This window comes from Bordetella sp. (genome assembly GCF_057362025.1).
Map to the genome: position 1 here is coordinate 100824 of NZ_JBMQQZ010000094.1, position 19850 is coordinate 120673.

Consider the following 19850-nt stretch of genomic DNA (forward strand, 5'->3'; position numbering starts at 1 on the left):
GGATAGAATCGGCGGATAAAAATGCCGAAAGAGCAGAACTGCCGCGACGGGCGCGCGTGCGAACCAGGTGACCGCTTCGCTGTGTCCCGCCGCGCAGACTCGGACAACTCGTAAGGAACGTCAGAATCTGCAACAGACGGAAGATAACAGGAGACCGCCATGCAAAAAACCCGGGTTTTCCACTACTCCTCGGTCCATCACCCTGAAACATTTTGGCACCGTGAGGCCGGGCGTATTCATTGGGATGTGCCGCCGGAGACCGTTCTCGACTTCAGCCGGCCGCCTTTTGCCCGTTGGTTTGTCGGCGGCCGCACCAATCTGTGTTTCAACGCGGTGGATCGCTGGCTCCCCCAACAGGCGGATAGACAAGCGCTGATCTGGGTATCCACCGAAGTCGATCAGGAAAAAATATATACGCGCGCGCAGCTCTTCGATGAGGTCAACGCGGTGGCGGCCATGTTGCGGGAGCAGGGCGTCGGGCCAGGCGACCGGGTTCTTATTTATATGCCCATGGTTCCCGAGGCGGTCTTCGCGATCCTGGCCTGCGCCCGGCTGGGCGCCATTCATTCCGTCGTCTTCGGCGGCTTTGCCTCGCACAACCTGGCCCAGCGCATCGACGATGCGCGGCCCAAGGTCATCGTGTCGGCCGATGCCGGCTCGCGCGCCGGCAAGGTGGTGCCCTACAAGCCGCTGTTGGACAAGGCGCTGGGCATGAGCCAGGCGCAGCCGGACGCGGTGATCCTGGTCGACCGCGGCCTGGCGCCCGTGCCTCGTGGCCCGCGCGACCACGACTACGCCGAGCTGCGCGCCCGCCACGAAGGCGCGCGCGTCCCGGTGGCCTGGATGGAGTCGGACGCGCCCAGCTATATCCTCTATACCTCCGGGACGACGGGCAAGCCCAAGGGCGTGCAGCGCGACACCGGCGGCTACGCGGTTGCCCTGGCCGCATCGATGGAATACATCTTCGACGGCAAGCCGGGCGAGACGTTCTTCTGCACCAGCGATATCGGCTGGGTGGTGGGCCATTCCTACATCATTTATGGGCCGCTCATCGGCGGGCAGGCCACGCTGCTCTACGACGGCACGCCGGTACGGCCCGACGGCGCCATTCTGTGGAAGCTGATCGAGCGCTTCAAGGTCAACACCCTGTTTTCCGCGCCGACGGCGGTACGCGTGCTCAAACGCCAGGACCCGGCGCTGCTGCGGCGTCATGACCTGTCCTCGCTGCGTGCGGTCTACCTGGCCGGCGAACCGCTGGACGAGCCGACCGCGCGCTGGATCGGCGAAGGGCTGGGCAAGCCCATCATCGATAACTATTGGCAGACCGAAAGCGGCTGGCCGATCCTGTCGGGGCAACCTGGCGTGGAACGGGTGCCGACGAAATTCGGCAGCCCTTCGTTTCCTTGCTACGGTTTCGACGCGAGGGTGGTCAGCGAGAGTACCGGCGAGGACCTGGGACCGGGCCAGAAGGGCGTGGTCGTGATCGTCCCGCCTTTGCCGCCGGGCGCGATGACGACGATATGGGGCGATGACGAGCGCTTCGTGCGCACGTATTTCGAGTCCATCCCGGGACGCCAGGTGTATTCGACGTTCGATTGGGGCATGGTGGACGACGAGGGCTACTGGTACATCCTGGGACGTACCGACGATGTCATCAACGTGGCGGGCCATCGTTTGGGCACGCGGGAAATCGAGGAATCGATAAGCAGCCATCCCAATGTGGCCGAGTGCGCGGTGGTCGGGGTGGCGGACGATCTGAAGGGACAAGTCGCCCACGCCTTCGTGGTGCTGAAGGAAGAACCCGCGGACCGCTCCGCCGTCGCGGCGCTGGAAGGCGATATGATGCGCGTGGTCGAAGAACAGTTGGGCGCGGTCGCGCGGCCCGCGCGTATCCGCTTCGTCAGCGCCTTGCCGAAAACCCGTTCGGGCAAAGTGCTGCGACGCGCGATCGTCGCGGTTTGCGAAGGGCGGGATCCCGGCGATCTGCCGACCATCGAAGATCCGAATGCCCTGCAAAAGCTCAAGGAATCCCTCATATGATCACCAAGCCAGCCCTTACCTCGGACGACGTCAAGAAAATCCTCGCCGCCGCCGAAGCGCATGCCCTGAAGAACCAATGGCCCGTCACGATCGCGGTGACGGACGATGGCGGGCACCTGCTGGGCATGCTGCGCCTGGACGGTGCCGCGCCGGTCAGCGCACATATCGCGCCCGCCAAGGCGCAGACCGCGGCCATGGGCCGGCGCGAATCGCGGGTCTATGAAGAAAGCATCAACAACGGCCGCTACGCTTTCCTTTCCGTCCCGGCGATCAACGGCATGCTGGAAGGCGGCGTGCCCATCGTGGTGGATGGACATACCGTGGGCGCGGTGGGCGTGTCCGGCGTGAAGGCGCCGGAAGACGCGGAGACCGCCAAGGCGGGCATCGCGGCGCTGGGCCTGTGACGCGGTCGCCGTCGTCGGCCCCGGAGCCATCCCGGGCCGGCACGCCGGCGGCCGAGGATGCCGCCGGCCTGGCGGCCGCCGGCGTGCCGCCAGGGAATCCCGCCACGGTCGAGGGCAGCCTGAACCCGGGCGTGTCGCGGCGCGAGGTCTGGTCCTGGGCAATGTACGACTTCGCCAATTCCGGGTATACGACCGTCATCCTGACGACGGTGTTCAGCGCCTACTTCGTCGGCGTGGTGGGGGGCGGTGCCCATTGGGCAACGCTGGCGTGGACGGGCGCGCTGTCGGTTTCCTATCTGGCCATCATGCTGACCATGCCGACGCTGGGCGCGCGGGCCGACGCGGGCGGCGCCAAGCGCAAGCTGCTGTTCGGCAGTACGGTGGGGTGCATTCTCGCCACCCTGACGCTGACCCAGGCCGGGCCGGGCGACGTATGGCCGGCGCTGATCGGCATCGCCGTCTCCAACTATTTCTACTGCATTGGCGAATCCGCGGTGGCTTCTTTCCTGCCCGAACTGGCGCGGCCGCAGGCACTGGGCCGGGTGTCCGGGTGGGGCTGGAGCTTCGGCTATTGCGGAGGCATGCTCAGTCTGGGCCTGTCCTTGGTCGTGGTGTCGCTGGCGCAGGCGCGCGGCGAAAGCGCGCCGCAATTCGTGCCGTGGGTCGTGACGCTGACCTGCCTGGTATTCGCGCTGTCGGCGCTGCCGTCCTTTCTGTGGCTGCGCGAACGTGCGCGGCCGCGCGCGGGCGCGCAGGCCACACCCGACATGCTGGGCCAGCTGCTGCGCGCGTGGCGCGATACGGGGCGCCATCATTTGCAGTTCCGCCGCCTGCTGATGTGCGTGGCCTGCTACCAGGCCGGCATCGCCGTGGTCATCACGCTGGCCTCGGTCTATGCCGAACAGGCCATGGGCTTCAAGATGGCGCAGATCATGATGCTGGTCTTTCTGGTCAACATCGCGGCGGCGGCAGGCGCCTTCCTGTTCGGCTATCTGCAGGACAGCATCGGCCACAAGCGCGCGCTGGCCATCACCTTGTGCGGCTGGATCGCCATGGTACTGATCGCCTATGCGGCCGTGACCGTCAGAGTGTTCTGGGTCGCCGCCACGCTCGCGGGACTGTGCATGGGTACCAGCCAGAGCGCGGGGCGTGCCATGGTCGGCGCGCTGGCGCCCAAGAAAAGGCTGGCGGAGTTCTTCGCGCTGTGGACCTTTTCCGTGCAGCTGGCGGCCGTCGTCGGTCCCTTGACCTATGGCCTGGTAACCTGGCTGACACACGGTAATCATCGCCTGGCCATCCTGGTGACGGGCGTGTTTTTCGTCGGTGGCCTGGCGTTGTTGCAGCGGGTGGACCTGGCGCGCGGCATGGCGGAACGCCAGGCCGCCTCCGATCTCCCCGGTGCCGACTCGGCGCCGGCGTCGCCCGGGTCGCCGGTTTGACGCTATCATCGGACGGTAGGCGACGCCGGGCCGCGCCCGGCCCCGTCGCCCTGGCGCCTTCGTGTTTCGTCGCCTCGCGCCCTATCGTTCCCACTGCCTGATCCTGACTTCCATGACCTCCCATACTTTTTTCTGCGTGGACGGCCACACTTGCGGCAACCCCGTGCGCATGGTCGCGGGCGGTGCCCCGGCGCTGCAGGGTGCCAATATGGTCGAGAAACGCGCGCATTTCCTGCGCGAGTACGACTGGATACGCACCGGCCTGATGTTCGAGCCGCGCGGCCACGACATGATGTCGGGTACCATCCTGTATCCGCCGACGCGGCCGGATTGCGACATCGCCTTTCTCTTCATCGAGACGTCCGGATGCCTGCCGATGTGCGGGCACGGCACCATCGGCACGGTGACCATGGCCCTCGAACGCGGACTGGTGACGCCGCGCGAACCGGGCGTGCTGCGCATCGATACGCCCGCCGGCCTGGTGGAGGCCCGCTACGAGCAGGACGGGCCGTATGTGAACAGCGTGCGCATCACCAACGTGCCGTCTTTCCTGTATGCGACGGGCCTGGAAGCCGAGGTGGAAGGCCTGGGCCTGGTCAAGGCCGACGTGGCCTATGGCGGCAACTTCTACGCGATCGTTTCGCCGCAGCAGGCCTTCGCTGGGCTGGAACACGTGCAGCCTTCCGACCTGCTGCGCTGGAGCCCCCGGCTGCGGCAGGCCTTCGGCAGCAAATATCAATTCGTCCATCCGGAAAACCCTGCCATCAACGGCCTGTCCCACGTCCTGTGGACGGGCACGCCGCAGCATCCGGAAGCCCATGCCCGCAACGCCGTGTTCTATGGCGACAAGGCCATCGACCGGTCGCCATGCGGTACGGGGACCTCGGCGCGCATGGCCCAGTGGGCGGCGCAGGGCAAGCTGGATGTCGGCAGCGATTTCGTGCACGAGAGCATCATCGGCACGCTGTTCCGCGGGCGCGTGGAAGCCCGCACGCGGGTCGGGGAGCTGGACGCCATCGTGCCGTCCATCGAAGGCTGGGCGCGCATGACCGGGTACAACACCATCTTCATCGACGACCGCGATCCCCTGAAGCATGGGTTCCAATTGAAGGACACGATTTAAGGTCCGGCGGGATGCGCGGCGGCCGACGACGCACACATCCGGCGTGGCCCCGCACGGCGACGGAATAACGATATCCGGCGGGGATTTCCGCAGGCATACTTTTTACAGGCGAGGTCCCGATGGAAACCAGGCAACATTTTTTAGTTTCGTACTGGCGCCTTCTGGCGATGACGCTGCTGGTGTCGCTGCTGTCCGGCTGCGGCATGAACACCATCCCGACGCTGGACGAGCAGGACAAGGCGGCCTGGGCGCAGGTGGAAAACCAATACCAGCGCCGCGCCGACCTGATCCCCAATCTGGTGGAGACGGTCAAGGGTTATGCGAAGCAGGAACAGGACACCTTGACGGCCGTCGTGGAAGCGCGCGCCAAGGCAACCTCCATCAAGGTGGACGCCAGCACCATTGACGATCCGCAGAAGCTGCAGCAGTTCGATCAGGCGCAGCAGCAACTGAGCGGTGCGCTCGGCCGACTGATGGTGGTGTCCGAACGCTATCCGGACCTGAAGTCCAACCAGAACTTCCTGGCGCTGCAATCGCAGCTGGAAGGAACGGAAAACCGCATCTCCGTTGCGCGGCGGGATTACATCCAGGCCGTCGAACGCTACAACACGGAAATCCGCACTTTCCCGGGCCGTCTGTGGCATATGGTGCTGTACCGCGACCTGCCGCTGCGCGAGACATTCAAGGCGAGCGCGCCGCAGGCGGACCAGGCGCCCAAGGTCAAGTTCTGATGATGCGAACGGCGATCCGGCGGGTGGCGGCCGTCCTGCTGTCGGCCTATGCGCTGGCGGCGGCGGCGCAGGTGCCCACGCAAAAAGAGGGCGGCCAGCCTTCGCGCTCGACGATTTCCGGGCCGTTTTCGGCGGGTGCGCCGGCGGGTGCGCCGACGCCCTCCGTATCCGGGGCCGGCGCGCCTCCCGCCGGTACGTCAGAGCCCGATACGTCGAAGGCCAACACGCCAGGGGCCAGTGCGCCAGGGTCGAATGCACCCGCTCCCACGTCGGGCGGGGCCGGTCCGGCCGCACCCGGTGTGCCGGCCCCCGCGCCTGGCGCGGCCGGCGATGCGGCGTCCGCTTCCGCCACGGCGGGCGCTCCCACGCCGGCCCTGGTGGGCCGTGTCGTCGACGACGCCGGTTTGCTCGATCCGGCCAGCAGCTCGCGGTTGGCCGAAATGCTGGCCGCGCATGAAAAGGCCACGGGCCAGCAGGTGGTGGTGGTTACCGTGCCGAGCTTGCGCGGTGTACCGATCGAGGATTTCGGCTACCAGTTGGGGCGTCGCTGGGGCATCGGCCAGAAAGGCAAGGACAACGGCGCCCTGCTGATCGTTGCCCGAGACGATCGGAAGGTGCGCATCGAGGTCGGCTATGGCCTGGAAGGGACACTGACGGATGCGATCTCGTCAGCCATCATCAACCAGGTCATCATTCCCGCCTTCAGGCAGGGCGACTTCAACAAGGGCATCGTCGACGGCACCACGACCATGCTGAAGGTGTTGAGCGGCGATCCGGACGCGGTTCCGCAACGCCAGGTGGCGGCCGAACGGGACGGTCCCACATCCATTCCTGTCTTCATCATCCTGCTGTTCATCGTCATCGTCGTGATTTCGCGCATGCGTGGCGGTGGGATAGGTGGCCGCAGGGGCGGCGTGCTGCCTGGCGCCATACTCGGCGGCATCGCCGGCAGCCGAGGCCGGTACGGGTCGTCCGGCGGATTCGGCGGCGGGGGCGGGTTCGGCGGCGGCGGCGGGTTTACGGGCGGCGGCGGCGGTTTCGGCGGCGGCGGTGCCTCCGGCAATTGGTAGCGGTACGCGCCGGCATCCGGGGCCGCGATGCCGGGCGCAAGGCGATAGGCGAAACCTGGCCGGATAACGGCCGGCCAGCAATGATGGGACGATATGACTCTGCTGAATGAAACAGAACTGCGGCAGGTGGCGCAGACCATCGCCCGGATCGAGCGCGATACCGACGCCGAGATCGTCACCGTACTGGCCGCGCGGGCCGACGACTATGCCTACATCCCTCTGCTGTGGGCCAGCGTGATCGCGCTGGTGGTGCCGGGCCTGCTCAACTACGGTGTCGTCGTGTTCGGACCCCACGAGCTGCTGGTGACGCAATGGGCGGTTTTCATCGTGCTGGCTTTGCTGTTCCAGATTCCATCGATCACGACGCGCCTGATCCCGCGGCATGTGCGCCGCTGGCGCGCGGCCAATCTGGCGCGCCGGCAGTTCCTGGAGCAGAACCTGCACCATACCCAAGGCGAAACCGGGATGCTGATTTTCGTGTCGGAAGCCGAACGCTACGTCGAGATCCTGGTGGACCGCGGCATTAGCGCCCGGCTGCCGGATGCGACATGGGAGCCCATCATCGCCGCATTCACCGAACAGGTGCGCAAGGGCGAAACCGTGCAGGGCTTCGTGGGCTGCATCGAACGCTGCGGGGCACTGCTCGCGCAGCATCTTCCCAGCACGTCGCAGCGCGACGAATTGCCGAACCGGCTTATCGTGCTGCCATAGCACGTCGCCGCGCGCATCGTTCGACGCGCCTAGGGTTTTTCCCAGCCCTGACGGCGGCGGATATCCGGCACTGCTGCTATTCTTCTCTCTTGTCGGCGGGGCCCGTTCCGACAGGGTTGCGGGCTCGCCAGGACGCCCCACAACGCGCGTGCCGCGCGGGCCTTTCGCCGCCCGCCCAGGCGCGCCGGCCAGGCAGCAAAGAACAACAGAACCACGCATATCGTCATCAGGAGACCGCCATGTCCAACGCCATCCAATCCGTGCTGGTCGAAAACCGGGTATTCCCACCGCCCCAGCGCGCATCGCAGGGAGCCAGCGTTCCCAGCATGGGCGCCTACGAAAAGCTGTATCGGGAGGCCGACCAGGACAGTTCGAATTTCTGGGCCCGCATGGGGCGCGAAAATCTTGCCTGGACCAAGCCCTTCACCCAGGTCCTGGACGATAGCAATGCGCCGTTCTACCGATGGTTCGCCGATGGCGAGCTGAACGTATCGTTCAACTGCCTGGACAGGCAGGTCCAGAACGGCAACGCCGGCAAGGTCGCCATCATTTTCGAAAGCGACGACGGCAAGGTGGACAAGGTCACCTACGCCGACCTGCTGGCGCGGGTCTGCCGTTTCGCCAACGGCCTGAAATCGCTGGGCTACAAGAAGGGCGACCGCGCCATCATCTATATGCCGATGTCCGTGGAGGCCGTGGTGGCGATGCAGGCCTGCGTGCGGCTGGGCGTCATCCATTCGGTGGTCTTCGGCGGCTTTTCGGCCAAGAGCCTGCAGGAACGCATCGTCGACGTCGGCGCCACGCTGGTCATTACGGCCGACGAGCAGGTCCGCGGCGGCAAGGTGATCCCGCTCAAGCCCGCTGTCGAGGAAGCCTTCGGCATGGGCGGCTGCGAGGCCGTGCGCCAGGTCGTCGTATATCGACGCACGGGCGGGCAGGTGGCGTGGAACGCCGGTCGCGACCTGTGGATGCACGAAGTCCAGGCCAACCAGCCGGATACCTGCGAGCCGGTCCCGGTAGAGGCCGAGCACCCCCTCTTCATCCTGTATACGTCCGGTTCGACCGGCAAGCCCAAGGGCGTGCAGCATTCGTCGGCGGGCTACCTGCTGTGGGCGCTGCTGACGGTGAAATGGACGTTCGACGCGCGGCCCGACGATGTCTATTGGTGCACCGCCGACGTGGGCTGGATCACCGGCCATTCCTATATCGCCTATGGACCGCTGGCCGCGGGCCTGACGCAGGTCATGTTCGAAGGCGTGCCGACCTATCCCAACGCCGGCCGTTTCTGGGACATGATTGCCCGCCACAAGGTCACCACCTTCTATACGGCGCCCACCGCCATCCGGTCGCTGATCAAGGCGGCGGACGCCAATCCCGACACCCATCCCGGCCGCTACGACCTGGCCAGCCTGCGCATCCTGGGCACGGTGGGCGAGCCCATCAATCCCGAAGCCTGGATGTGGTATCACAAGAACGTCGGCAACGAACGTTGCCCCATCGTGGATACCTGGTGGCAAACCGAGACGGGCGGCCATATGATCACGCCCCTGCCGGGCGCCACGCCGACCAAGCCCGGTTCCTGCACGCTGCCCCTGCCGGGTGTCGCGGCGGCGATCGTCGACGAGACCGGCGCCGATGTCGAACCCGGCAACGGCGGCTTCCTGGTCATCAAGAAGCCCTGGCCGGCGATGATCCGCAATATCTGGGGCGACCCGGAGCGTTTCAAGAAAAGCTATTTCCCGTCCGAACTGCGCGGGTATTACCTGGCGGGCGACGGCGCGCAGCGCGACGGCGACGGCTACTTCTGGATCATGGGGCGCATCGACGACGTGCTCAATGTGTCCGGCCACCGGCTGGGCACCATGGAGGTGGAGTCCGCCCTGGTCGCGCATCCTTTGGTGGCGGAGGCGGCGGTGGTCGGCCGTCCCGACGAGACCACGGGCGAGGCCGTGGTGGCGTTCGTGGTGCTCAAGCGAGCCCGGCCGGAAGGCGCCGAGGCCACGGAGATCGCGCGGCAGCTGCGCGACTGGGTCGCCAAGGAAATCGGCCCCATCGCCAAGCCCAAGGACATCCGGTTCGGCGACAACCTGCCCAAGACGCGTTCCGGCAAGATCATGCGCCGCCTGTTGCGCGTGGTAGCCAAGGGCGAAGAGATCACCCAGGACGTATCCACGCTGGAAAACCCGCAGATACTGGAGCAGCTGGCCAAGTCGCTGTAGCGATCCGCCAGGCAACGGGCGCTGTCCCGCCGCCACGACGCCGCCGTGAGCGCGCAGTAGAATGCCCGCTTTCGCCGGTCCGCAGGCCGGCGCAAGCGAGGAAAAATGCAAGCGCGACAGGGCGCCGTCGATGGCGTTGCATGGGTGCTGATGGTGGTGACCGTCCTGGCCTGGGCGGGCAGTTGGATCGCCATGAAAATGGTGGTCCCGTACATCGGCCCCTTCGATTTCGTGGTGATCCGCTATGTGTGCGGCGGCGCCGTCCTGCTGGCGGTCGCGCTGGCGATGCGGCGTTCGCTGTCGATGCCGTCGTGGCGGCTGACGGTCGCGGTGGGGCTGACCCAGACGGCGGCATTCCAGGGCATGGTGCAAATGGCGCTGGTGCACGGCGGTGTCGCCAAGATCTCGCTGATGGCCTACACCATGCCTTTCTGGGTGGTGCTGTTCGGCTGGATCCTGCTGGGCGAACGGCCGACGCGCCGCCACTGGCTGGGCATCGGCCTGGCGGCGCTCGGCCTGGTCTGCGTCATCGCCCCCTGGAACCGCATCGGCGACAACGCCAGCGTGCTGATGGGCGTGGCCGGCGGCATGTCCTGGGGCCTGGGGACCGTGCTGGCCAAGCGCGGCTTCAATCGCCACAAACCGGATATCGTCGTGTTCACGGGATGGCAGATGCTTTTCGGCGGTATCGCCATGGTGCCCGTGGCGCTGGCCGTGCCGCAGATCGACGCGGTGTGGAACGGGCAGCTCGTGCTGGGCATGGCGTACATCATCCTCATCGCGTCGGCGGCCGGATGGCTGTTGTGGCTGATCGTCGTGCGGCGCGTGCCGGCCTCGGTGGCCGGCATGTCCAGCCTGGGCACGCCCGTGATCGCGGCCCTGCTGGCCTGGCCGATTTTCGGCGAACGCCCGCCGCCTGTCGAAGGCCTGGGCATGGCCCTGATTCTGTGCGGCCTGGTGGTGGTCGCGCGCGCGGCGGGCCGTTCCCCGCCGCGTCCCTTACCGGTATGAAAGGAAAGACAAGATGATCGATTTGCGCAGCGATACCGTGACGCGCCCCACGCCAGCCATGCGCGGCGTAATGGCCGACGCGCCGGTCGGCGACGATGTGATGGGCGACGATCCCACCGTGTTGCGCCTGCAGTCCGATGCGGCGGCGCGGACAGGCAAGGAAGCCGGCCTGTTTTTTCCCTCTGGCACGCAGAGCAACCTGGCCGCGCTCATGGCGCATTGCGGCCGTGGCGACGAATACCTGGTCGGCCAGTTGGCCCATACCTACAAGTACGAGGGCGGCGGCGCCGCCGTCCTGGGCAGCGTGCAGCCACAGCCCATCGAGCATGCCGCCGACGGCAGCCTGCCGCTGGACAAGCTGCGCGCGGCGGTCAAGCCCAAAGGGGATCCGCATTTCGCGCGTACCCGCCTGCTGGCGCTGGAGAACACCTTCCATGGACAGGTGATTCCGCAGTCCTATATCGAGGAGGCCGCTGCCTTCGCCCGCCAGCATGAGCTGGCCCTGCACCTGGACGGCGCGCGCGTTTTCAACGCGGCCGTCGCGTCCGGCCGCGACTTGGCAGATATCTGCCGGCCCTTCGATTCCGTGTCGATCTGCTTTTCCAAGGGATTGGGCGCGCCCGTCGGCTCGGTGCTGGTCGGCAGCCGCGACCTGATCGCTACCGCGGCACGCTGGCGCAAGGTGCTGGGCGGAGGCATGCGGCAGTCCGGCATCCTGGCGGCCGCCTGCCAATACGCAATGGCGCATCACGTCGATCGACTGGCCGAGGATCACGCCAACGCCGAACGGCTCGCCAACGGGCTGCGCCAACTACCGGAGATCAGCGTGGTGCGGCAGTCCACGAATATGGTGTTCGTGGATGTCCCCGCAAGCCATTGCCAGGCCTTGACCGACTATGCCGGGACGCGCGGGGTGCTGATGAACGCCGTTTATGGAGGCACGACGCGGCTGGTGACGCACCTGGACGTGTCCAGGGCCGACGTTGATACCGCGGTCGCCACCGTAAAAGACTATTTCGCGCGCGCCTAGCGACCGGCACCGCCGCCGCGTCCGGGTCAGGTCTGGCGCATGACCTGCATCAGGTGGCGTCGCATGATGGCCGCCGCCCATTCCTGGTCCTCTTCCTCCAGCGCCTGGATGATCGCCAGGTGTTCCTCCAGCGATACCTGGAAGCGAGGCACCTTGCTGAGGAACGAGCTGTGGTTTTCCAGCCGCCGCAACTGGTTCTGCTGCTGGATGGCTTGCAGGAAGAAGCGATTGCCGCAGAAGCGGCCCAGGGTTTCGTGAAAGTCGGAATTCAGGGCAAAAAAGGTATCCACGGATATCGTTCCGTCCGCGCTGTCGCGCAGCAACGCCTCGTGGGCCGCGCGCAGCCGCCGCAAGGCCGACTGGTCGGCCTTGAATGTCGGCTCCAGCAGGGCGCTGCATTCCACGGCGGCGCGGAAGCGGTAGCTTTCCTGGCGGGCGTCGGATTCCAGTAGCGAATGGGTAAAACGCCAACCATGGCCCTGGCGCTTTTCAATCAGCGCCTCCGCGCTCAGGCGCACCAATGTTTTGGCAAGCACGCTACGGGTGACCCCGTAGCGCTGCTGCAGGTCACGATCGGTGAAGCTGTCCGGTATCAGCCGCGCGGCGCGGTCTTCGATCAACCTGGCGTACAGATCGTTGGCCGTCATGCCGGGTGCCCGCAGCAGCGGCGGGCCGGCGCCGTCTTCCATTTCCCTGACGTAATAGCCGCTGTGCGGGCGCGATTCGATGAAATCTTCGGCGGCCAGCAGCTTCAGGGCGGCCCGGACGGGCGTCCGGGAGACCTGGTACCGCTTGGCCAGCGATTCTTCCGACAGGTGCGTGCCCGTCTCGTGTATGCGAGAAATGATGTCGCCGGCAATGCGTCTCGCCAGGTCGACCTGCAGCCCGGTGGGCTGCGAAGCGTCTTTCCGGACCTGCATGATGCTCCCTCTGATCGATCACAACAGCGTGCGAACGGCCTACCGCGGTATTTTTCTTATGGGATCGCGGCGTGGCGCACGCGATCGCGGAAACGAGAAAACGGTTGCAGAAGCAGGAGTCTGGGCACAAGCCTTATGTCCAGGCAGGATACGCGCAATAGCGCTTATTGGCGACTTCGGCGCGCGCTTATTGGGATTCTCGCAACATCATGAGGGCCGCGTAGCCCGCGCGGGAATCGGGCCACGCCAATGCGTAGCCGTCGGCGCGCAGGCGGTCGTTGCGCAGCTTTTTGCTGCCTATCCCGGCAGGCGCGGGTCCGGCCACGGGGCGCGCGCAGCCCAGGCGGTCGGCGAGAAAGTCGTACAGGACGTCGATGGGCAGCGGCGTATCGTCGCTACCGATGTAGAGCGGCCGGGCCGTCGGCAGCATCAGCAGGTGCGCGATGGCGCCGGCGGCGTCGTCGGCGTGCATGCGGTTGGCCCAATGCGGGATATCCCGGGGGACCACCGCCTTGCCGGCGCGCAGGCGATCGAGCAGCTGCAGGCGGCCGGGACCGTACAGCCCCGATAGCCGCAGGACGGTGGACGGCAGGTCCTGCGCGGCCAGCCATTGTTCCGCCTGCAGCAGCACGGCGCCGTTCATGCCGGGCGGCGAGGGCGGCGTGGCTTCGTCGATCCAGGCGCCGCCATGATCGCCGTAGACGGCCGTCGACGACACGAACACCAGCCGGCGCAGGGTGCGCCGGTCCAGCTGGCCGGCCACATGGCGCAGACCGTCGATGAAAACGGCCCGGTAGGCGGATTCCTCCCGCCGGCCCGGGCTTAGCGCGACCACGACGCGGGTCAGATCGGGCGGCAACTGGCGCAGCGTGTCCGGACGCGTGACGTCGGCGGCCAGCCAGCGGATGTTGGCCGCGTGGATGTTCCCCGCCTCATGCGCCGGCGGTGTGCGGCGCAGGGCCCAGATGCGCGGCGGGCGGGCGGTGCGGGACAGCCGGTCCGCCACGCGCCGCCCGAGATCGCCGCCGCCCACCAGCAGGATGCGTTCGTCGTTATCCGCGGCCGCGCCGGTGCCCATGCTACATGCCGGTGTATACGGGACCTTCGCCGCCCTGCGGCGCCACCCAGACGATGTTCTGCGTGGGGTCCTTGATGTCGCAGGTCTTGCAGTGCACGCAGTTCTGCGCGTTGATCTGCAGGCGGTCCGCCCCGTGATCGTCCTTGACGAACTCGTAGACCGCCGCCGGGCAGTAGCGCGCTTCCGGGCCGCCGTAGCGCGCGAGGTTCACGGCGACCGGCACGCTGGGGTCCTTCAGCGTCAGGTGGACGGGTTCATTCTCGTCGTGGTTGGTATTGGAAATGAAGACCGAGCTGAGCCGGTCGAAGGTGAGCTTGCCATCGGGCTTGGGATAGTCGATCCGGGCGCATTGCGATGCAGGCTGCAGACAGGCGTGATCCGGCTTGGTGCGATGGATGGTCCACGGGAACTTGCCCTTGAGCAGCCATTGCTCGATGCCGGTCATCAGGGTCGCCATGGTGCGGCCTTTCTTGAACCATTGCTTGAAATTGCGCGCCTTGTGCAGCTCTTCCCGCAGCCAGGACGCTTCGAACGCGGCCGGGTAGGCGGCCAGGACGTCCTGCCGGCGGTCGGCCGTCACGGCCTGGAACGCGGCTTCGGCAGCCAGGGCGCCGGACTTGATGGCCCCATGGCTGCCCTTGATACGGGGCGCGTTCAAGAAGCCGGCTTCGCAGCCGATCAGCGCGCCGCCGGGAAAAGCCAGCTTGGGCAGGGACAGCAGGCCGCCGGCCGTGAGCGCGCGCGCACCGTAGGCGATACGCTTGCCGCCTTCGAAGGTCCCGCGGATGGCCGGATGCGTCTTGTAGCGCTGGAATTCCTCGAACGGCGAAAGCCAGGGGTTGGCGTAATCCAGGCCGACCACCATGCCGACGGCGACCATGTTGTTGTTCAGGTGATAAAGAAAGGAGCCACCGTAGGTGTCGGAATCCAGCGGCCAGCCGGCCGTGTGGACCACCAGCCCGGGGTGGGACTGCGCGGGATCGACTTCCCACAATTCCTTGATGCCGATGCCGTAGCTTTGCGGGTCGCGCCCTTCGTCCAGGCGGAAGCGTTCGATCAACTGGCGTCCCAACTGGCCGCGCGAGCCTTCCGCGAACAAGGTGTAGCGCGCCAGCAGTTCCATGCCGGGCTGGTAATTGGCGGTATGGCTGCCGTCGCGGGCCACGCCCATATCGCCCGTCACCACCCCGCGCACCGCGCCCTGCTCGTCGTACAGCACGCCCGCGGCGGCGAAGCCCGGGAAGATGTCCACGCCCAACGCTTCGGCCTGTTCGCCCAGCCAGCGCACGACTTCGCCCAGGCGGACGATGTAGTTGCCTTCGTTGCGGAAGCAGTCCGGCAGGAGGAAGTGCGGGGTGGCGCGGGCACCGGTGCGGCTCAGGAAGAGGAACTTGTCCCGGGTGACCGGTACGTTCAGCGGGGCGCCTTTCTCTTTCCAGTCCGGAATCAGTTCGGTCAGGGCACGCGGGTCCATGACGGCCCCGGACAGGATGTGGGCGCCGAGCTCGGCGCCTTTCTCCAGCACGCAGACGCTGACGTCTTGATTTTTCTCGGCGGCCAACTGCTTTAGCCGGATGGCGGCGGCCAGGCCGGCGGGCCCGCCGCCGACCACCACCACGTCGTATTCCATCGATTCCCGTTCTGACATGCGGCTTGTCCCCTGATGCGATGTGAGCTGGAAGTATGATTCGGATCAACCCTGGATTGTATTGCAGCTCTCCATGACCCTTCCCGACACCCCCGCGCCTGCTCCCGGCAGCACCCATATCGTCGAAATGCCCCTGCGCTGGGGCGATTCCGACGCGCTCAACCACCTGAACAACACGCTGTATTTCCGCCTGATGGAAGAGGCGCGCATGCAGTTGCTGTACGCGGCGGGCATCAGCCTGCCGGCGGATGTGGGGCCCATACTGGCCCATGCCTCCTGCGACTTCCTGCGCCCGCTGACGTATCCCGCGTCGGTGCAGGTGACCCATACGCTGACGCGCATCGGAAAATCCAGCATGGAGTTCGACCTGGTCATCGACAAGGTCGGCGACCCACGCGGACCCTATGCCCGCGGGCGCAACGTCCTGGTCTGGATGGACTACATCGGGAACCGCCCCCAGCCCTGGCCTACCCACGTGCTGGCCGCGCTCGGGGGCGTGCTGCAATCCGCCCGGCCCGGTTTTTCCCCGTAAGCCCGTAAAATCGAGCAGGTCGACCAGACGCACAACGTTGATTCGACCGCCGCGCCGGCTACCGCCGCGCGGACAATAACGCTAATCCCTATTCTGGAGCTGGAGCGATGGACAAGGTTTACGCGAGCGCCGCGGAGGCGCTGGCCGGTGTCGTCAAGGACGGCCAACTGATTGCCGTGGGGGGCTTCGGCCTTTGCGGTATCCCGGAAGCCCTGATCGCCGCGTTGCGCGACACCGGGGTCAAGAACCTGACATGCATCAGCAACAATGCCGGCGTGGACGGCTTTGGGCTGGGCCAGTTGCTCGCCACCCGGCAGATTCGCAAGATGATTGCTTCCTACGTCGGCGAAAACAAGGAGTTCGAACGCCAGTTCCTGGCAGGCGAGCTGGAGCTCGAATTCACGCCCCAGGGCACGCTGGCGGAAAAACTGCGCGCCGGCGGCGCCGGCATTCCCGCGTTTTTCACACGCACGGGCGTGGGCACGCTGGTAGCCGAGGGCAAGGAAACGCGCGAATTCGATGGCGAAACCTACATCATGGAACGTTCGCTGGTGCCGGATGTGTCGCTGGTCAAGGCCTACGCGGCCGACCGCACCGGCAACCTGATCTTTCGCAAGACGGCGCGCAACTTCAATCCCAACGTGGCGATGGCCGGCAAGGTCACGATCGTCGAGGTCGAGAAAATCCTGGAGACCGGCGACATCGACCCGGACCACGTTCACCTGCCGGGCATTTTCGTGCATCGCATCGTGCTCAATGCCCAACCCGAAAAGCGCATCGAGCAGCGCACCACCCGTCCCGCTTGAGGAGAAAAAACCATGGCATGGACTCGTGACGAAATGGCCGCGCGCGCGGCGCGCGAACTGCAGGATGGCTTTTATGTGAACCTGGGCATCGGCATGCCGACCCTGGTCGCCAACCATGTGCCGCCGGGCATCGAAGTCTGGCTGCAATCCGAAAACGGCCTGCTGGGCATCGGTCCCTTTCCCACCGACGATCAGGTCGATGCGGATTTGATCAACGCCGGCAAGCAGACGGTGACGACGCTGCCGGGCTCCTCGATTTTCTCTTCCGCCGACTCCTTCGGCATGATCCGCGGCGGCAAGATCAACCTGGCCATCCTGGGTGCCATGCAGGTGTCCGAAAAAGGCGACCTGGCGAACTGGATGATTCCGGGCAAGATGGTCAAGGGCATGGGCGGCGCCATGGACCTCGTCGCCGGGGTAGGGCGCGTCGTGGTGCTGATGGACCACATCGCGCGCAAGAAGGACGGCACCGAAGACATCAAGTTGCTGCCCGAATGCACGTTGCCGCTCACCGGCGTGGGCGTGGTGGATCTGATCATCACCGATCTGTGCGTGATGGAAGTCGGTCCTGGCGGCCTGAAGCTGGTAGAGCTGGCGCCTGGCGTCACCGTGGAAGAGGTCAAGGCGAAAACCCAGGCGGCGCTGGATACCAGCGGCGTGAAGGCCGCGGCCTGACGACCCACCGGGCGCCGGTCTCGGCGTTCCGGCAAGGAAACGGCCCGGTACGAACCCCCCCCGTCAACAGGCGCGATGTCGCGCTTGCGGGGGAGGGGCGTACCGGGCCGCTGCATTTTTCGTGCGTCTTTTGTGCCGGTCAGGCGCGGGGGAACAGTCCCGGGCACGGTTCTTGCCCACGGCTTTCACCATTTTCGACCCTGGGACGGTATGTCTGCCGCGAACGCGCCGCTCGCCCTGAAAATCCTGACTGTGAACGCCCATAAGGGATTCACGTTCTTCAATCGCAAATTCATCCTGCCGGAGTTGCGCGACGCGGTGCGGGCGGTGGCACCCGACCTTGTGTTCCTGCAGGAAGTGCTCGGCGCGCACGAGATACACGCCGCGCGCTTCAAGGGCTGGCCGGAGACCTCGCAGTACGAGTTCCTGGCCGACAGCATCTGGAACGACTTTGCCTATGGTCGCAACGCGGTATACCCCCACGGCCATCACGGCAACGCGGTCCTATCCAAATTTCCCATCGTGCAGTATGACAACATGGACGTATCCGTAGGCCATCACGAAAAGCGCGGGCTGCTGCATTGTGTGATCCAGCCGCCGGATCGCGAAAACCGCCTGCACGCGATCTGTGTGCATCTGGGCCTGCAGGAAGCACACCGGCAGAAACAGCTGGACCTGTTGTGCGGGCATATCGAACGCCAGATTCCCGACGGCGAGCCCGTGGTGATCGCGGGAGACTTCAACGACTGGCGGTTGCGCGCGCACGGCAAGCTAAGCCGCTGCGCCGGGCTGAAGGAGATCTTTGTCGCCACCCAGGGCGTGGCGGCGCGCACATTCCCCGCGCGCTGGCCCCTGCTCAGGCTGGACCGCATCTACGTACGCAACATGGCACGATTCCGTCCGCTCGCCCTGGCGACGCGTCCCTGGACCCATTTGTCCGACCATGCCCCGCTGGCGGCCGAGGTGGTGCTATGAACGCATCGCCCATCCTGGCCACGCCGCCCGTCCACAGGAGGATTGCCCCATGAGTGCGCGTTGGATACCGGGCAACGCGTTCACCTTGCTGGAGAACGGCGAAGCCTATTTTCCGCGGGTCTTCGAGGCCATCGACGCGGCACGCGAGGAGGTCCTGGTGGAAACCTTCATTCTGTTCGACGACAAGGTCGGGCAGGAGCTGCGCCGCGCGTTGATCGAGGCGGCCGAGCGCGGCGCGCGCGTCAGCCTGTTGATCGATGGCTATGGCTCGGAAGGGCTGTCCGAGGATTTCGTGGGGGGGATGGTCGAGGCGGGAGTCGTCATCCGGGTGTTCGATCCGCGCGCCAAGGTGCTGGGCCTGCGCACGAATGTGTTTCGCCGTATGCATCGCAAGATCGTGGTGATCGACGGCGAACTGGCCTTCATCGGCGGCATCAATTTTTCCGCGGACCATCTGGCCGACTTCGGTCCGCAGGCCAAGCAGGACTACGCGATGGAAATGCGCGGCCCCATCGTTGCCGAGATCCATCGTTTCGCGCGTCGGACGATCGATCCGGAACGGCGGCGCCGCTGGTGGCCGCGGCGCGCGCCCCGTGCCCAGCCCGCCCGCCACGCGGGCAGTGCCGACGCCATGTTCGTGGTGCGCGACAACGAGGAGCACCACACGGATATCGAGCGGCACTATCGCGCGGCGATACGCCTGGCGCGGCGCGAGGTGACCATCGCCAATGCCTATTTCTTTCCCGGGTACCGGCTGCTGCGCGATATACGGAACGCCGCGCGGCGCGGCGTGCGCGTGCGCCTTATCCTGCAGGGCGAGCCCGATATGCCTATCGTGAAGGTCGCGGCCGGCATGCTGTACGACCATCTGACCGCTGCGGGTGTGCAGATCTACGAATATTGCGAACGCCCGCTGCACGGCAAGGTCGCCTGCGTGGACGATACCTGGGCCACCGTGGGATCCAGCAATCTGGATCCGCTGAGCCTGGCGCTGAACCTGGAAGCGAATGTGATGGTACGCGGACAGGAATTCGCCGCAGAGCTGCGTGCGCGCCTGGAGTGGCTGATGGAAAACCACTGCCGCCAGCCGGAGCCCGCGCCGCCGGGCAGCCGCAAGCTGCGGCGCCTGCTGTGGGGCATTTTCGTTTACCACTTCCTGCGCCGGTTTCCTTCCTGGACGGGATGGCTGCCCGCCCACGAGCCGCGCCTGCGCACGCTGGCGCCCCCACCACCCTCCGACACGGAAAAAGCCCATGAGCAGCGACCCGCTTAGCGCCACTGGCGGCAAGGATGGCGTGATGCGGAAGTTGCGGGCCCGCTGGCCCCTGCTGCGCCGGATCGTCTTTATTGCCTTCGCGCTACTGGTTATCGGCCTGCTGGTGGATCAGGCGCGCGAGGTCGAATGGGAAAAAGTGATGGAGGCCGTGCAAGCCAACAC

The 19850-nt window shown here is 66.3% G+C and carries 18 protein-coding genes and 1 pseudogene; 16 read left to right on the forward strand and 3 right to left on the reverse strand.

Going from position 1 to position 19850, the window contains the following annotated elements:
• Positions 1–159 precede the first annotated feature (159 nt).
• The 10 genes from ACO1P8_RS21275 (at position 160) to ltaE (ending at position 11778) form a co-directional block, all read left to right on the forward strand.
• The gene (locus tag ACO1P8_RS21275) at positions 160–2040 is read left to right on the forward strand and encodes a propionate--CoA ligase (RefSeq protein WP_486297845.1); all 1881 of its coding nucleotides are present in this window, start codon (positions 160–162) and stop codon (positions 2038–2040) included.
• Positions 2037–2444 (forward strand): GlcG/HbpS family heme-binding protein, encoded by a 408-nt coding sequence (locus tag ACO1P8_RS21280; protein ID WP_486297846.1) that lies wholly within the window; start codon positions 2037–2039, stop codon positions 2442–2444. The genes ACO1P8_RS21275 and ACO1P8_RS21280 overlap by 4 nt, the downstream gene beginning before the upstream one ends.
• Positions 2445–2605: 161 nt before the next feature.
• Entirely contained in the window at positions 2606–3883 is a 1278-nt protein-coding gene (locus ACO1P8_RS21285; RefSeq protein WP_486297872.1) for an MFS transporter, read from the forward strand.
• A 112-nt stretch (positions 3884–3995) separates the two neighbouring features.
• A complete protein-coding gene (locus ACO1P8_RS21290) occupies positions 3996–5006 on the forward strand; it encodes a 4-hydroxyproline epimerase (RefSeq protein WP_486297847.1) in 1011 nt (336 codons plus the stop codon).
• Positions 5007–5125: 119 nt separating this feature from the next.
• The gene (locus tag ACO1P8_RS21295) at positions 5126–5737 is read left to right on the forward strand and encodes a LemA family protein (RefSeq protein WP_486297848.1); all 612 of its coding nucleotides are present in this window, start codon (positions 5126–5128) and stop codon (positions 5735–5737) included.
• Positions 5737–6807, forward strand: coding sequence for a TPM domain-containing protein (locus ACO1P8_RS21300; protein ID WP_486297850.1), 1071 nt, complete (start codon positions 5737–5739; stop codon positions 6805–6807). The genes ACO1P8_RS21295 and ACO1P8_RS21300 overlap by 1 nt, the downstream gene beginning before the upstream one ends.
• Before the next feature lie 93 nt (positions 6808–6900).
• On the forward strand, positions 6901–7518 hold the full coding sequence (locus ACO1P8_RS21305; protein WP_486297851.1) for a TPM domain-containing protein: 618 nt from the start codon (positions 6901–6903) through the stop codon (positions 7516–7518).
• 239 nt (positions 7519–7757) lie between these two features.
• The gene (acs, locus tag ACO1P8_RS21310) at positions 7758–9737 is read left to right on the forward strand and encodes an acetate--CoA ligase (protein WP_486297852.1); all 1980 of its coding nucleotides are present in this window, start codon (positions 7758–7760) and stop codon (positions 9735–9737) included.
• Positions 9738–9842: 105 nt separating this feature from the next.
• Positions 9843–10748, forward strand: a complete 906-nt coding sequence (locus ACO1P8_RS21315) for a DMT family transporter (protein WP_486297853.1) — start codon at positions 9843–9845, stop codon at positions 10746–10748.
• A gap of 13 nt (positions 10749–10761) precedes the next feature.
• On the forward strand, positions 10762–11778 hold the full coding sequence (gene ltaE / locus ACO1P8_RS21320; protein ID WP_486297854.1) for a low-specificity L-threonine aldolase: 1017 nt from the start codon (positions 10762–10764) through the stop codon (positions 11776–11778).
• A gap of 26 nt (positions 11779–11804) precedes the next feature.
• On the opposite strand, the gene ACO1P8_RS21325 is transcribed toward ltaE, so the two are convergent.
• The 3 genes from ACO1P8_RS21325 to ACO1P8_RS21335 all read right to left on the reverse strand — a co-directional run bounded on the left by ACO1P8_RS21325 (position 11805) and on the right by ACO1P8_RS21335 (position 15424).
• On the reverse strand, positions 11805–12698 hold the full coding sequence (locus tag ACO1P8_RS21325; protein WP_486297855.1) for a GntR family transcriptional regulator: 894 nt from the start codon (positions 12696–12698) through the stop codon (positions 11805–11807).
• A 187-nt stretch (positions 12699–12885) separates the two neighbouring features.
• On the reverse strand, positions 12886–13776 hold the full coding sequence (locus tag ACO1P8_RS21330) for an NAD-dependent epimerase/dehydratase family protein (RefSeq protein WP_486297856.1): 891 nt from the start codon (positions 13774–13776) through the stop codon (positions 12886–12888).
• 1 nt (position 13777) lies between these two features.
• Positions 13778–15424 (reverse strand): electron transfer flavoprotein-ubiquinone oxidoreductase, encoded by a 1647-nt coding sequence (locus ACO1P8_RS21335; RefSeq protein ID WP_486297857.1) that lies wholly within the window; start codon positions 15422–15424, stop codon positions 13778–13780.
• Positions 15425–15497: 73 nt separating this feature from the next.
• Here ACO1P8_RS21335 and ACO1P8_RS21340 point away from each other — a divergent pair, with 73 nt between their 5' ends.
• The 6 genes and pseudogenes from ACO1P8_RS21340 to ACO1P8_RS21365 form a co-directional block, all read left to right on the forward strand.
• Positions 15498–15956 carry an acyl-CoA thioesterase gene (locus ACO1P8_RS21340; RefSeq protein ID WP_486297858.1) on the forward strand — a complete coding sequence of 153 codons (459 nt, stop codon included), beginning with the start codon at positions 15498–15500 and terminating at the stop codon, positions 15954–15956.
• Positions 15957–16063: 107 nt separating this feature from the next.
• A complete protein-coding gene (locus ACO1P8_RS21345; RefSeq protein ID WP_486297859.1) occupies positions 16064–16762 on the forward strand; it encodes a CoA transferase subunit A in 699 nt (232 codons plus the stop codon).
• A gap of 12 nt (positions 16763–16774) precedes the next feature.
• The gene (locus tag ACO1P8_RS21350; RefSeq protein WP_486297860.1) at positions 16775–17437 is read left to right on the forward strand and encodes a CoA transferase subunit B; all 663 of its coding nucleotides are present in this window, start codon (positions 16775–16777) and stop codon (positions 17435–17437) included.
• A 210-nt stretch (positions 17438–17647) separates the two neighbouring features.
• Positions 17648–18412: an endonuclease/exonuclease/phosphatase family protein gene (locus ACO1P8_RS21355; protein WP_486297861.1), complete on the forward strand. Its 765-nt coding sequence runs from the start codon at positions 17648–17650 to the stop codon at positions 18410–18412.
• A gap of 49 nt (positions 18413–18461) precedes the next feature.
• Entirely contained in the window at positions 18462–19685 is a 1224-nt protein-coding gene (clsB, locus tag ACO1P8_RS21360; protein ID WP_486297862.1) for a cardiolipin synthase ClsB, read from the forward strand.
• Positions 19666–19850 (forward strand): annotated as a pseudogene (locus ACO1P8_RS21365) (hypothetical protein); the annotation flags it as partial. The gene clsB and the pseudogene ACO1P8_RS21365, both read left to right, overlap by 20 nt.